General features: G+C 64.9%; 12 protein-coding genes and 1 pseudogene. 12 read left to right on the top strand and 1 reads right to left on the bottom strand.

The features are described from left to right. Positions 1-15 precede the first annotated feature (15 nt). The 6 genes and pseudogenes from hisE to P6U30_RS05455 all read left to right on the top strand — a co-directional run bounded on the left by hisE (position 16) and on the right by P6U30_RS05455 (position 6,107). Positions 16-417: a phosphoribosyl-ATP diphosphatase gene (gene hisE / locus P6U30_RS05430; RefSeq protein ID WP_407150391.1), complete on the top strand. Its 402-nt coding sequence runs from the start codon at positions 16-18 to the stop codon at positions 415-417. 65 nt (positions 418-482) lie between these two features. After that, positions 483-1,064: a YqaA family protein gene (locus P6U30_RS05435; RefSeq protein ID WP_407150392.1), complete on the top strand. Its 582-nt coding sequence runs from the start codon at positions 483-485 to the stop codon at positions 1,062-1,064. A gap of 48 nt (positions 1,065-1,112) precedes the next feature. Continuing rightward, on the top strand, positions 1,113-1,685 hold the full coding sequence (locus P6U30_RS05440; RefSeq protein WP_407168488.1) for a hypothetical protein: 573 nt from the start codon (positions 1,113-1,115) through the stop codon (positions 1,683-1,685). 191 nt (positions 1,686-1,876) lie between these two features. Beyond that, a complete protein-coding gene (locus P6U30_RS05445; protein WP_407168489.1) occupies positions 1,877-2,848 on the top strand; it encodes an NAD(P)H-dependent flavin oxidoreductase in 972 nt (323 codons plus the stop codon). Positions 2,849-2,967: 119 nt separating this feature from the next. Next, positions 2,968-3,740: pseudogene (locus P6U30_RS05450) on the top strand (thioesterase family protein). Positions 3,741-3,983: 243 nt separating this feature from the next. After that, positions 3,984-6,107 carry an ATP-binding protein gene (locus P6U30_RS05455; RefSeq protein WP_407168490.1) on the top strand — a complete coding sequence of 708 codons (2,124 nt, stop codon included), beginning with the start codon at positions 3,984-3,986 and terminating at the stop codon, positions 6,105-6,107. Positions 6,108-6,396: 289 nt separating this feature from the next. Here P6U30_RS05455 and P6U30_RS05460 read toward each other — a convergent pair whose 3' ends face one another. Beyond that, the gene (locus P6U30_RS05460; protein ID WP_407168491.1) at positions 6,397-7,959 is read right to left on the bottom strand and encodes an AMP-binding protein; all 1,563 of its coding nucleotides are present in this window, start codon (positions 7,957-7,959) and stop codon (positions 6,397-6,399) included. A gap of 66 nt (positions 7,960-8,025) precedes the next feature. Between P6U30_RS05460 and P6U30_RS05465 the strand changes: the two genes are divergently transcribed. The 6 genes from P6U30_RS05465 (at position 8,026) to P6U30_RS05490 (ending at position 12,179) form a co-directional block, all read left to right on the top strand. Then, positions 8,026-9,030, top strand: coding sequence for an NAD(P)H-dependent flavin oxidoreductase (locus tag P6U30_RS05465; RefSeq protein ID WP_407168492.1), 1,005 nt, complete (start codon positions 8,026-8,028; stop codon positions 9,028-9,030). Between the two features lie 107 nt (positions 9,031-9,137). Then, positions 9,138-9,383: a hypothetical protein gene (locus P6U30_RS05470; RefSeq protein ID WP_407168493.1), complete on the top strand. Its 246-nt coding sequence runs from the start codon at positions 9,138-9,140 to the stop codon at positions 9,381-9,383. A 119-nt stretch (positions 9,384-9,502) separates the two neighbouring features. Beyond that, positions 9,503-10,321: a hypothetical protein gene (locus P6U30_RS05475; protein WP_407168494.1), complete on the top strand. Its 819-nt coding sequence runs from the start codon at positions 9,503-9,505 to the stop codon at positions 10,319-10,321. A gap of 4 nt (positions 10,322-10,325) precedes the next feature. Then, positions 10,326-10,565: a hypothetical protein gene (locus P6U30_RS05480; protein WP_407168495.1), complete on the top strand. Its 240-nt coding sequence runs from the start codon at positions 10,326-10,328 to the stop codon at positions 10,563-10,565. Positions 10,566-10,695: 130 nt separating this feature from the next. Next, complete coding sequence (locus P6U30_RS05485) at positions 10,696-11,151, top strand: hypothetical protein (protein WP_407168496.1); 456 nt, start codon at positions 10,696-10,698, stop codon at positions 11,149-11,151. Between the two features lie 821 nt (positions 11,152-11,972). After that, positions 11,973-12,179 carry a hypothetical protein gene (locus tag P6U30_RS05490; protein WP_407168497.1) on the top strand — a complete coding sequence of 69 codons (207 nt, stop codon included), beginning with the start codon at positions 11,973-11,975 and terminating at the stop codon, positions 12,177-12,179. The last annotated feature ends 8 nt before the right edge of the window (positions 12,180-12,187 follow it).

A 12,187-nucleotide genomic window follows, 5' to 3' on the forward strand; every position in this document is an offset into this window, starting at 1 on the left:
CTAGGCTTGCGAGCCATGGGTGATTCGATCGATCGGCTTTATCGGGCGGTGATCGCGGCCAGGGATCTTGATCCGGCAACGTCGCGCACGGCACGGCTGTTTCAGCGCGGTCCGGCCAAGATGGCCAAAAAGCTCGCCGAGGAAGCCATCGAGGTCGTGATCGACGCCGTCAGCGGCAAGCCCGATGCCGTCGTCCGGGAAAGTGCCGATCTGCTCTACAACCTGACCGTTCTGTGGGCCGAGGCCGGCGTGAAGCCGGAGGACGTCTGGCGGGAGATGGAACGGCGCGAGCGCCTGCTCGGGATTGCCGAGAAGCTGCCGAAGTCCCCGGTCAAGCTGCCCAAAACCGCGCCCGTTCCGGTCGTTCGGCGCCGCATCGTGGCACTGGAAAACCGCCTGCGCAAACGGCAGTCTTAAACCGCCCGAAAATCAACTCAATTCCCGGCATGGACAAATGCGCTCCATGATGGTTCATCGCGCTCATGCTGAAACGGATTTACGACTGGTGCATCGACGCCGCCGACAAGCCCTACGCGCTGTGGCTTCTCGCGGCGATCGCGTTTGCTGAGAGCTCCTTCTTCCCGGTCCCTCCCGATATCATGCTGCTGCCGATGTCGCTGGCGCAGCCGCGGCGGGCGTGGTGGTTCGCGACCGTATGCACGATCGCGTCGGTCGCCGGCGGCGTGCTCGGTTATGCGATCGGCGCGCTGCTCTACGACTCGCTCGGGCAATGGCTGATCCATCTTTACGGTCTCTCCGACAAGGTCGACGCATTCCGCGCGTCCTATGCCGAATGGGGCGCGGTGATCATCCTGGTCAAGGGCCTGACGCCGATTCCCTACAAGCTGGTGACGATCACCTCGGGCTTCGCCGGCTACAACATCTGGCTGTTCATCCTGTGCTCGATTGTCGCGCGCGGCGGTCGCTTCTTCTTTGTCGCAGTGCTGCTCAACCGCTACGGCGATTTCATCCGCAAGGAGCTGGAGAAGCGGCTCGGCACCTGGGTCGCGATCGGCGCGATCGTGCTGGTGTTGGGCTTTGTTGTCGCATTCAAGCTGATCTAGCCGCTAGTCGGCTTTGCCGAGCGCTGGCTTCGGGTTACGCTCGTCGCAATGGCTGATGGAATCGACGATCTGCGGCATCGCGCCAGGCTGCGGCCCGTCAGGGTTCGCGTGGTGATGGCAGGGCTTGCTCTATCGATGGTCATGGCAACGATCGATCGAGCCTGGGCACAGGCTGGGGCACCGGCGCTCGGCGTGCAGCCGTCGGCGCAGCAACCGTTGCCTGCGCAGCCGCAGCCGTCGCAGCAGATCGAATTGCCGCCTGCGCCGGTCGAGCATGAGAACCCGGGTCTGATCAACGAAATCGGAAAGCTGTTCGAGAAGTCGAAATCGATCCTGCCGTCGTTGACGAGCCCCGGCGAGACCATGAACGGCCTCTCCGATCTCGCGCGTCCCTCATCGATGGTCACGGGACGCGCGGCCTGCGTGATGACCTCGAACGGCGCGCCGGACTGTAAGCTCGGCGCCGACAGGCTGTGCCAGAGCAAGGGGTTCAAGGAAGGCAAAAGCCTCGATACCGATGCCTCCGAGAAGTGCTCGCCGCTGGTCTATCTGCCGGGCCACAAGCGCGGCCCGAACGACTGCAAGACCGAAAATTTCGTAATACGGGCACTCTGCCAGTGACGCGGCTGACTCCTTGTCTGGGATGCCAGCAGGCTAGCATGAATGCCGCGTCGGGATGAGGTTTTGTCATCCATTTCGCAGCGCCAAAACGCAATACTTGACACTGGAAAGATTGCCTTGTTGGTATGATGGCCGGCCCTTGAGGCCATCAGCTATTCCGTCCCGGCAGCAACCCGAAGGATCCGTTTTCAATGTCCATGCCTGCTCTGTTCAAGGGCCGCCTGTCTATCCCCGTGATTGGGTCTCCGCTGTTCATCATTTCGGTGCCTGATCTGGTCATCGCGCAGTGCAAGGCCGGCGTGGTCGGTTCGTTTCCGGCGCTGAACGCGCGGCCGCCGGAACTGCTCGACGAGTGGCTGTACCGGATCAAGGAAGAGCTCGCCGCTCACGACAGGGCCCATCCGGAGCGGCCGTCGGCCCCGTTCGCGGTGAACCAGATCGTGCACAAGTCCAACAACCGGCTCGATCACGACATGGCGCTTTGCGAGAAGCACAAGGTGCCGATGATCATCTCCTCGCTCGGCGCGCGCGAGGAGCTCAATCAGGCCGTCCACGGCTGGGGCGGCATCGTCTTCCATGACGTGATCAACCAGAAGTTCGCCCACAAGGCGATCGAGAAGGGCGCCGACGGCCTGATCCTGGTTGCAGCCGGCGCCGGCGGCCATGCCGGCACGATCTCACCGTTCCCCTTCGTCGAGGAGACCCGGCAGTGGTTCGACGGGCCGATTGCGCTGTCGGGCACCATCGCCAACGGCCGCGCGATCCGCGCCGCCCGCATCATCGGCGCCGACTTCGCCTATATCGGCTCGGCCTTCATTGCGACGCAGGAAGCGAACGCGGTCGAGGGCTACAAGGCCATGATCACCAATTCGTCGGCCGAGGACATCGTCTATTCCAACCTGTTCACCGGCGTGCACGGCAATTACCTGAAGCCCTCGATCGTCGCGGCCGGCATGGACCCGGACAATCTGCCGACCTCCGATCCCTCGAAGATGAGCTTCGGCACCGACGCCTCCGGCGAGCGTGCCAAGCCGAAGGCCTGGAAGGAGATCTGGGGCTCGGGCCAGGGCGTCGGCAGCATCTCCAAGGTGGTGCCGGCGGCCGAGCTGATCGCGCGGTTTAAGAAGGAATACGAGGAAGCGATCGATCCGGCGCTGGACTGAAGCGCGATGCTCAGAATGAACCATCGCGCCTTAGCTTTCTGTTTGAGCATGATCTCCGCGCAAACGCATCGCGTGTGTCGCGCGGAAAACCGCACCACACTTTTCCGGATCATGCTTTGATGGAGCCGATCTTTCGCGTTGACGGCGAGCGCGTCGTCACCAGTCCGGATGCCGCGGGTCCATGGGATCCGCGGATGCAGCACGGCTCCGCGCCGGCGGCACTTGTGGTGTGGGCCGCCGAAGCCGTTTCCACGCCTGTGCCGATGCGGATTGCACGCGTGACCATCGACCTGATGCGGCCTGTGCCGGTGGCGCCGCTGACGGTCGAGCGCGAGGTCCTCCGCGAGGGTCGCAAGATCCAGCTCTGCGGCATCAGGCTGAAGGCCGATGGCGTCCTCGTGGTCTCCGCGAGCGTGCTAAAGATCAAGCAGCAGGCCGCGGAGCTGCCGCCCGGGATCGCCGACCTGCCGGCCGGGTTCCCGGCCCCGACCAATGTGTGGTCGAGCCGGGGAATCTCGCCAACAGTCCGTTCGTGAAATGCATCTCGATGCGGGCCGCGCGCGGCCGGTTTGGCCAGCTTGGCCGCGGCGCGATCTGGTTCCGCATCGACCGGCCGTTGATCGCGGGCGCGGCCGTCTCGCAGGCAATGCGCGCGGTGGTCGCCTCGGATTTCTCCAACGGCACTTCGCCAGTGCTGGATTTCAGCGAATGGACCTTCATCAATGCCGACCTGACGGTGAGCCTGGCGCGAGAGCCGGTCGGCGACTGGATCCTGCTCGACGGCGAATCCTGGATCGGGCCGGACGGCGCCGGGCTCGCAATGTCACGCCTTGCCGACCAGCGCGGCTATTTCGGCCAGGCGATCCAGAGCCTGGTGATCGAGCGGCGCTAGACTAGCCCCGCCCGCCGCTTTCCAGGAGCGGCCGGGCAGGGCAGCGCGGCCGCGACGGCCGGCCTATGCCTGAAAATTAATCCGGCTTGCCGGGAACGGTTGGCGGCGCAAACGAGTTTTCGCCCCGTAAGGGGCCTTCATGACACGTGTCGATCTCACCGCCGGCGTCCTGGCTCTTGGGGCCGAGCGATTTTGCGGCTTGGGCTCGGTCCGCGAAGCGCTGCGGGTGGAAAGGCAGCCGCGGTGAAGCCCGGCCCGTCCTCCGAACGCGCGGTCATCCTCGCCGCGAGCGAGTGGGACGCTGCCAGGACCGCCCATTTGATCAAGGAGGCCGGCTACTACGCCAACATCTGCGGCAATCTTGCCGAGTTGGAGCGCCAGATCGCTAGCGGCGCGGGCCTTGCGATCATCGCGGACGAGGTGATCAGGCATGCCGATCTCTCCAGCCTCGTGCGCTGGTTGAACGAGCAGCCATCGTGGTCGGACTTCTCCATCGTGCTGATGAGCGAAGCCGGCGGGCCCGGGCGCAATCCGGAACTGGCGCGGCTCGGCCGGCAACTCGGCAACGTCACCTTCATCGAGCGTCCATTCCATCCCACGACCCTCGTGAGCCTGGTGGCGGCAGCGGTGCGCGGCCGGCGCCGCCAGTACGAGAGCCGCGCGATCCTTGAAGACCTGACCGAGAGCGAAGGCCTGTTGCAGACTGCGCTCAATGCAGGCCATCTCGGCGCGCTGGAGCTCCATCTGCCCGACTTCGAGCTCGTGGCATCGGCCACCTGCAAGCGCTTCTTCGGGCGTGGGCCCGACGAGCCCTTTACCTATCAGGATCTGCTCGATTCGGTTCATCTGGATGATCGCGAGCGCCGTCGCGACACCATCGAGCATACGCTGCAGACCGGACTGGACTACAAGATCGAGTACCGCAACATCTGGCCCGATGGCACCCAGCACTGGGTCGACGTCCGCGCCCGCGTGGTGCGCGGGCCCGAGGGCAACATCAAGTCGCTGGTCGGCGTCTGCTCCGACATCACCGCGCGCAAGACCGCGGAGATCGAACGCGAGGCGCTGCTGGCGCAGCTCGCCGCCGAGCGCACGGCGCTCGCCGAGCTGACCGCGACGTTGGAGCAGCGTGTCGAGCAGCGCACCGCCGATCTCATGAAGGAGGTCGCTGCGCGCGAACGGGCGCAGGAGCAGCTCCGCCACGCGCAAAAGATGGAAGCGATCGGCCAGCTTACCGGCGGCGTCGCGCACGACTTCAACAACCTGCTGATGGCGGTGATGGGTAATCTCGATCTGCTGCGCAAGCGGCTGCCGGAGGACCCGCGCCTGCATCGCCTGGTCGAGGGCGCCTTGCAAGGCGCCCAGCGCGGCGCGTCGTTGACCCAGCGGCTGCTGGCATTTGCGCGGCAACAGGATCTGCGCGTGGTGCCGGTCGATCTCGGAACGCTGGTGCGTGACATGAGCAACCTGCTCGAGCGCTCGTTGGGGCCGCGCGTCACGCTGCGGCTGAATATCCCCGAGGGACTTCCGCCGGCCTATGTCGACACCAATCAGGTCGAGCTTGCGATCCTCAACCTCGCGATCAACGCGCGCGATGCGATGCCGGAGGGCGGCGTGATCGAGATCAGGCTCGCGGCATGGAAGGCGAAGAACGATCCAATGCTGCGCCCCGGCAATTACCTGAAACTGTCCGTGGTCGACACCGGCACGGGCATGCCGCCTGACGTCCTGAAGCGGGCGATCGAGCCGTTCTTCTCGTCCAAGCCCGTGGGGAAGGGCACCGGTCTCGGCCTGTCGATGGTGCACGGACTGGCCGTGCAGCTCGGCGGTGCGCTGCAGCTTTCGAGCACGGTCGGCAAGGGCACCAACGCGACCTTGGTGTTGCCCGTTGCGACCGCCGCGGCCGAGCTGGAAGGCCCCGCGCCCGCGCGGCAGAACAAGAAGCGCTCAGCGGTGATCCTGTTCGTCGACGACGATCCGCTGATTGCGACGTCGACCACGGAAATGCTGGAGGATCTCGGCCATCACGTGATCGGCGCCAGCTCCGGCCAGCACGCGCTCGAAATTCTCAGGAGCGAGCAGCCGGTCGACCTGATGATGACCGATCACATGATGCCCGGAATGACCGGTATTGAGCTCGCTGCCGCCGCGCGCGAGATCCGGCCGGAGCTTCCCGTCCTGCTCGCCACCGGCTACGCGGAATTGTCCGAAGGCATCCAGGTCGATCTGCCGCGGCTGGCAAAACCCTACGACCAGGATCAGTTGCGCGAGCGGCTCGATCAGGTGCTGGGGCAGGGCGCCTCCGAGCTTCCGGGGCAGACACGTCCGCTCTCGCCGTCCTCCGGCGTTGTCTCCCTGCCACCCTGAGAAGACAGGCTCGCGCGGTGTTCTGAGGCTGTGAATGTATGCAGTCTCCCGGAGCAATTTGGTGGCCGGTGCGCATCGCTCCATCCCCGTCATTGCGCGCCAACGGGTTGCGCGAATGCGCGCCCGATGACAGGCTTCCGCGAAGCAATCCATCGCGCGGCGTACGCGGAAGCATGGATTGGTTCGTCGCTTCAGCGCAAAATTGCTTTGCAATTTTGTCGCGAGCTCCTCGCAATGACGAGCTACATAAGTTCACAGCCTCTCAGGATGACGAAAGCGGTCGCTGCGCTCACCCCACCATGCGGTCGCGGCCGGACCAGAAGGCGGCCTTCAGCGCTTTCTTGTCGACCTTGCCGACGCCGGTCATCGGCAGCTCCTTGACGAACTGGATCTGCTTCGGCGCGTGCGCCGAGCCTTTCTTGGCCTTCACCAGTGCGATCAGCTCGTCCGGGTTCGGCATCGCGCCATCGCGTGCCACCACCACCGCGGTGACTGCCTCACCCCATTTGTCGTCGGGCACACCGACCACCGCGACCATCGCGACATCGGCGTGTTGCGACAGCACATCCTCGACCTCGCGCGGAAAGATGTTGAAGCCGCCGGAGACGATCATGTCCTTCTTGCGATCGAGGATGAACATATAGCCGCGCTCGTCGATGCGCGCGATGTCGCCGGTATGCAGCCAGCCGTTCTTCAGCGTCTCGGCCGTGATGTCGGGCCGCTTCCAGTATTCGGCCATCACGTGGCTGGCGCGCACGCAGATCTCGCCGGCTTCGCCGGTCGCGACCTCCCGATCGTCCTGATCGAGGATCTTCACCTGGCAGGCCGCGATCGGGAAGCCGCAGGACAGGAACAGCTCCGGTGTTTTCGGGTCGTGATCCCCCTTGCGCAGCACCGACACCGGATAGCACTCGGTCTGGCCATAGAGCTGCGAGAACACCGGACCGATCCGCTCGATGCCCTCGACCAGCCGGCTCGGCGACATCGCGGAGGCCCCATAGAGCAGGAGCTCGAGCGAGGACAGATCGGTCCTGGAAAGCGCCGGATGATCCAGCATCACGTAGATCATGGTCGGCACGAACAGCGTGAAGTTGATCTTCTCGCGCGCGATGGTCTTGAACACGACTTCCGGATCGAAGCCCTTGAGCATATGCACGGTGCCGCCGCGCATCAGCGTCGGTAGCACCTTGGTGCCGGCCACGTGGCTGATCGGCGCCACCGTCAGATAGCGCGGTGTGTCGGGAATCTCGAAGTCGGCGAGGATCGCGTTGGCGAAGCCGCCATATTCGCGATGATAGCGCAGCGCGCCCTTGGATTTGCCGGTCGTGCCGCCGGTGTAGTTCAGCGTCGCGATGTCGTCGGCACCGGCGAAATTGCGCGGGCTCGCGCTGCCGGCGGCCTCGACCGCCTGCAACAGGTCCACACCGTAGCTCGCCGGGCCCAGCGTGAACACGCTTCCGAGGCCGGGCGCCTTCGCCGCAAGCTCGCCGCCGCGATCGCGGAAGGTGATGCCGTCGACGACGAGCATCTCGGCCTCGGAGTCCTCGATCTGGAATAGCTGATCGTCGAGCGAGCCCAGTGGATGCAGCCAGGTGATGGCCAGCCGCGACAATTGCGCGGCGACGCCGGCGCACCAGGTGTCGGCGCGGTTGGCGGTGAGGAAGGCGACCCGGCTGCCCGGCGCAAAGCCCAGCCGCATGAACACACTCTGCATCCGTCCGATCAGGTCGGTCGCGCCCTGATAGCTCAGCGAGCCGCCCGGCCAGGCGAACGCGGTGCGCGACGGATAGCGCGCCAGCGCCCGCAAGGTCTGCTCGCACACCGCCGGAAATGCATAGAGCGGATTGCTCATCTCGCCGTCTCCTCCCACTTTGTGTTTGGCCTCTCGCGTGCCAATGTTGGCGACAACGCTAACACAATGATGCGGGGAAGGAACAACTTGCCAAATGCCGATCCTCTTGCGCGCGTCCGCGATCGCCTTCGACTGCCGCTGATCGCCGCGCCGATGTTTCTGGTGTCCGGTGTCGAGCTGGTGGTAGCGGCGTGCCGTAACGGCGTGATCGGTTCGTTTCCGACGGTGAATTGCCGCGAGACGGAACAGCTCGAGGCCTGGCTCACCGAGAGCGAGGGCCGCCTGCGGGCGCATGAGGATGCCAGCGGAAAACGCGCGGCGCCGGTCTGCCCGAACCTGATCGTGCATCGCTCCAACACGCGTCTCGCGCAGGACCTTTCCGTGCTGCTGCGGCACCGTCCGGAGCTGGTGATCACATCGGTCGGCTCGCCGGCGCCGGTGCTCGCGCCGTTGCATGATGCCGGCGCGCTCGTATTTGCCGACGTCGCCTCGATCCGCCATGCCGAGCGCGCTGTCGCGGCCGGTGCCGACGGGCTCGTGCTGCTCACCGCGGGCGCCGGCGGGCAGACCGGCTGGCTCAATCCGTTCGTGTTCGTGCGCGCGGTGCGCGGCTTCTTCGACGGCCCGATCGTGCTCGCCGGTGGTATCAGCGACGGCTATGTGCTGCGCGCGGCGGAAGCGCTCGGCTGCGACCTCGCCTATATGGGCACCAAGTTCATCGCGACGCGCGAGAGCATGGCCGATACCAGCTACAAGCAGATGCTGGTCGACAGCACGGCCGACGACATTCTGCTCACCACCGCGTTCACCGGCCTGCAGACCAACATGCTGCGGCCTTCGATCGAGGCCGCCGGTCTCGATCCCGACGATTTGCCGGCACGCGGCGCGATCGACATCGGCAAGGACATCGACGTGGGCGCCCGCGAAAGCCGCCCCAAACGCTGGCGCGATATCTGGAGCGGGGGGCATTCCACGTCCGGCGTGACCGATGTGCTCGCGGTCGATGACCTCGTGGCGCGAACGGCTGCGGAATACGCGGCCGCAGCGGCGCGGGTGAAGATCCACCGCTAAAGCCTTGCCTGCCGCCTTAACGCGCCATTAACCACGATCGCCGCAACAATGGTGCCACAGGATGGTCCGCCGCCACGGCCGGCCGCCCGGCATCATGGGAATGCGACATGGCCTTTGAGGCGCTCCTTGCCAAGACCCCGGCAACGCTCGACGAACTCAGGATCCGGGTCTTCCACGCCCTGCAGCGGCATCCGCTGTGCAGGCAGGTCGAATTCGACATCGTCAGCACGCCGCGGACACGCCGGACCAACTGGACCGTCAGCATGCGTACGGTCCAGCCGGGCGCCCTGTGGACCGCCCATGAGATCGTGGCCGACATCCAGGAAGCCTACGAGCTCGCCGCAGCGGCCTGAGTCAGGGCCGCTCCGGCGCGATTTTACCCAATGTGGCAGCCCCTTGCCGCCGTAGGGGCACGCTAAGGCCTCATTTGGCCTTCACCCTGCGACGACACCGGCCGGGCATGGAGACGTTTTTGACCAGAGCCATTACCCTTGCCGCGCTGACCAGTGTGCTCCTCGCCGGCGCGGCAATTACCGCCATTCTCGGCCGCGACAGCCTGCCGTCGGCGCGGTCCGAGGTTGCCGTGGCGCCTGCTGAAGCTCCAGTCGCCAACAGGGCGAGCAAGCAGGACAAGCTCGCGGTAGTTGCGCTGGCGGCCGCCGCCTTCGAGCCGCCGCAGCCGGCCGAGCCGCCCGCCGCGCCCTCAGCGCTGCTGTTGCGCGCGCAGGCGGCCATCCCGGGCGCGCCCGAGACGGTGCGTCAGGCCTATGCCTCCGTCGAACCCACTGACGTCATTCCAAGCACCGAGCCCGTGGACGGCGGCCAGCCCAGCGCCGCCGAGGCCAAGACCGCTGAACCAAAGACTGCGGAGCCAAAGAGTGCTGAGGCCAAGAGTGCCGAGCCCGACGGCGCTGAATCGAAGACCGCCGAGCCTGCGGCCGCACCGCCGAAACCGAAGGCGGCCGCCAAGCCGGCGCCGCAGAAGAACTACGCGCTACTGAGTGACGCGCAGATCGCCAGCATCAAGCAGCGGCTCAGGCTGACCTCGGACCAGGAATATTATTGGCCGGCGGTCGAGAGTGCGCTGCGTGCCGTTGCGCGCAAGATCCACGCCAAGCACCAGGGCCAGCCCGCGCCGGGCAACATGCCGATTGATCCCGACTCCGAGGAAGTCCAGCAGCTCAAATCCGCCGCGATGCCGCTGCTCTTCCAGCTTCGCGAGGATCAGAAGAGCGAGGTGCGCTCGCTGGCGCGCCTGATCGGATTGGAAAAAGTCGCCGCGATGATCTAGCTCTTTGCGTGCTGCAGGTTGCGCAGTTCGCGAAGCCGATGCGCCTGACATCGTGCTGATCGAGTACGGCGGCGATGTCGGCATCGCACAGGCATGCGGCGTCGCTTGCGCGCAACTGCGCGAGACGCCGGATAGTCATAGCCCGCAGATTCAGAACGACACGCTCTCGATCAATGTTGCATCGGGGCAGGTGCCCTTGCGGTTGAAGTCGATCTTCTGGTTCCAATACGTCACGCCGATTTGATGTTGCACGCGAGGCAAGTTGGAACCTCTCCCTGAAGTTGCATTTAGCTAACTGCGGGAAAGCGGGACCTTCCCGACGTGGCGTCAGCCATGGTTCTCAAGCGTCGCAACCAAATCGTAGGGAGTAAGCCATGACCAATCTGAAAGTGTTCGGCGCGGCCGTGATAATGGCATCCGCGCTGTGGAGCCCTGCGCATGCGCAGGCGGTCTTCTCCAATCCGGCGGCCTGCGAATCTCAATTTGCCAGTGCCAACTGCCTGAATAGGGGAGCTGGCAGTCCGTATGATTCCAGGCGCTCTTATCATCGGCGCGCGGGCTATTACCGCCACCCGGTAGGGCCAGTCGCAGGTGCGGCCGGTGCAGCCGCCGGCGTGGCGGGTGCTGCCGTCGGCACGGCCGCGGCGGTCGCGACCGCGCCGTTCCGCGGCTGGGGCAATTCCTACGCCGCCTACGGCCAGCCCGCCGCCTATGGTGACTACTACGGCTGGTCCGGCGATTGGGACAGCTATGCCGCGCGCAACGGCATCGTCTGCAAGCCCGGCACCTATTACAAGGCCGGCGACGGACTCCGGCATATGTGCCAATAGATCATCTGATCTTCAGGCAAGCACACAGGCGGCCCCAAAGGGCCGCCTGTGTGCTGCCGAACCGTGGTCTCTCACCGAGCTAGTGGACAGCAAAGCACTGACTTGATGCCGCCGTATTGAAGGCAGCGTCAACAACGCGCGCCATTGTGCGCCAGCCGATATCAAGAACGCCGTACTCGTGCAGCACGATCGCAAATTGATGGAGTGGCTCAAGAGAGAGGAGCCGGTCGATGATTGAGTTGGCAATGAATGCGCAGGGTATGGCGATCTGCCAAAGATAGGAGAATTGGCGGGAGCTGAAGACTGCTCGACCTTCGCCGGAGACGCTTCGTCCTTGCAGCTTTCGCCTAGCCGCGCCACGCGAAGCCCGCGACGGCGAAGCGTGGTGCCCCTGGCCGGCAATCACCTAATCACATAACTATTTGAATTTGAAGTAATTTTCGTCGTCGATTGCTGCCGATACCAGCAGAAATACCAGCAACATGACGCTTGGTATTAGCTCGCAAGAATAAAACAGCAGGCTCCTCGGCAGCAGGCAGGGCCCATGCCGTTCCGGTCTCCATAATCGCCCCGACCGGAATCGAACCCGGCTCGACTCGAAATTGTTGCGGGATCGACCTAACCCAATATCGGGAGGTCAAGGGCGAGTCTTGTCATAGGTACCCCATCCTTTAGCCCCGACGATCCCGAGCGAGATACTTACCTCGTACCGGACGACTTCGGCGGTCGACTCGGTTGCGCTGGCACGAGACTGACGTCGAAAGCGCTGATCGCGCGACGCCCATCCGCGATCTGCTACCTCCAATGACGATGGTGTGCCAATGTCCGACAACACACTAAACAAGCCGCTGCAGATTTTGGGTTGCGGTACTGGGCCCCGGCGGCGACCACTGCGCGCACGGCCGCTTGACTGCGTCGACCTGCTCGACGACCAGCAAGGCGCGTTCGACGGCGATGTAGTGGAAGTCCAACTCGCTCACGACACGGAGAAAAAGCGCCGGCGCCCCGACGAGGTGGTGGGGCGCTAGCTTGGCAA

It is taken from the genome of Bradyrhizobium sp. ORS 111 (genome assembly GCF_045571485.1).
In the GTDB taxonomy this organism is placed as follows: domain Bacteria; phylum Pseudomonadota; class Alphaproteobacteria; order Rhizobiales; family Xanthobacteraceae; genus Bradyrhizobium.

Bases quoted from the DNA above. Each gene is read 5' to 3' on its own strand.
- hisE (WP_407150391.1), top strand. From the start codon at position 16: ATGGGTGATTCGATCGATCGGCTTTATCGGGCGGTGATCGCGGCCAGG.
- P6U30_RS05435 (WP_407150392.1), top strand. From the start codon at position 483: ATGCTGAAACGGATTTACGACTGGTGCATCGACGCCGCCGACAAGCCC.
- P6U30_RS05440 (WP_407168488.1), top strand. From the start codon at position 1,113: ATGGCTGATGGAATCGACGATCTGCGGCATCGCGCCAGGCTGCGGCCC.
- P6U30_RS05445 (WP_407168489.1), top strand. From the start codon at position 1,877: ATGTCCATGCCTGCTCTGTTCAAGGGCCGCCTGTCTATCCCCGTGATT.
- P6U30_RS05460 (WP_407168491.1), bottom strand. From the start codon at position 7,959: ATGAGCAATCCGCTCTATGCATTTCCGGCGGTGTGCGAGCAGACCTTG.
- P6U30_RS05465 (WP_407168492.1), top strand. From the start codon at position 8,026: ATGATGCGGGGAAGGAACAACTTGCCAAATGCCGATCCTCTTGCGCGC.
- P6U30_RS05470 (WP_407168493.1), top strand. From the start codon at position 9,138: ATGGCCTTTGAGGCGCTCCTTGCCAAGACCCCGGCAACGCTCGACGAA.
- P6U30_RS05485 (WP_407168496.1), top strand. From the start codon at position 10,696: ATGACCAATCTGAAAGTGTTCGGCGCGGCCGTGATAATGGCATCCGCG.
- P6U30_RS05490 (WP_407168497.1), top strand. From the start codon at position 11,973: ATGTCCGACAACACACTAAACAAGCCGCTGCAGATTTTGGGTTGCGGT.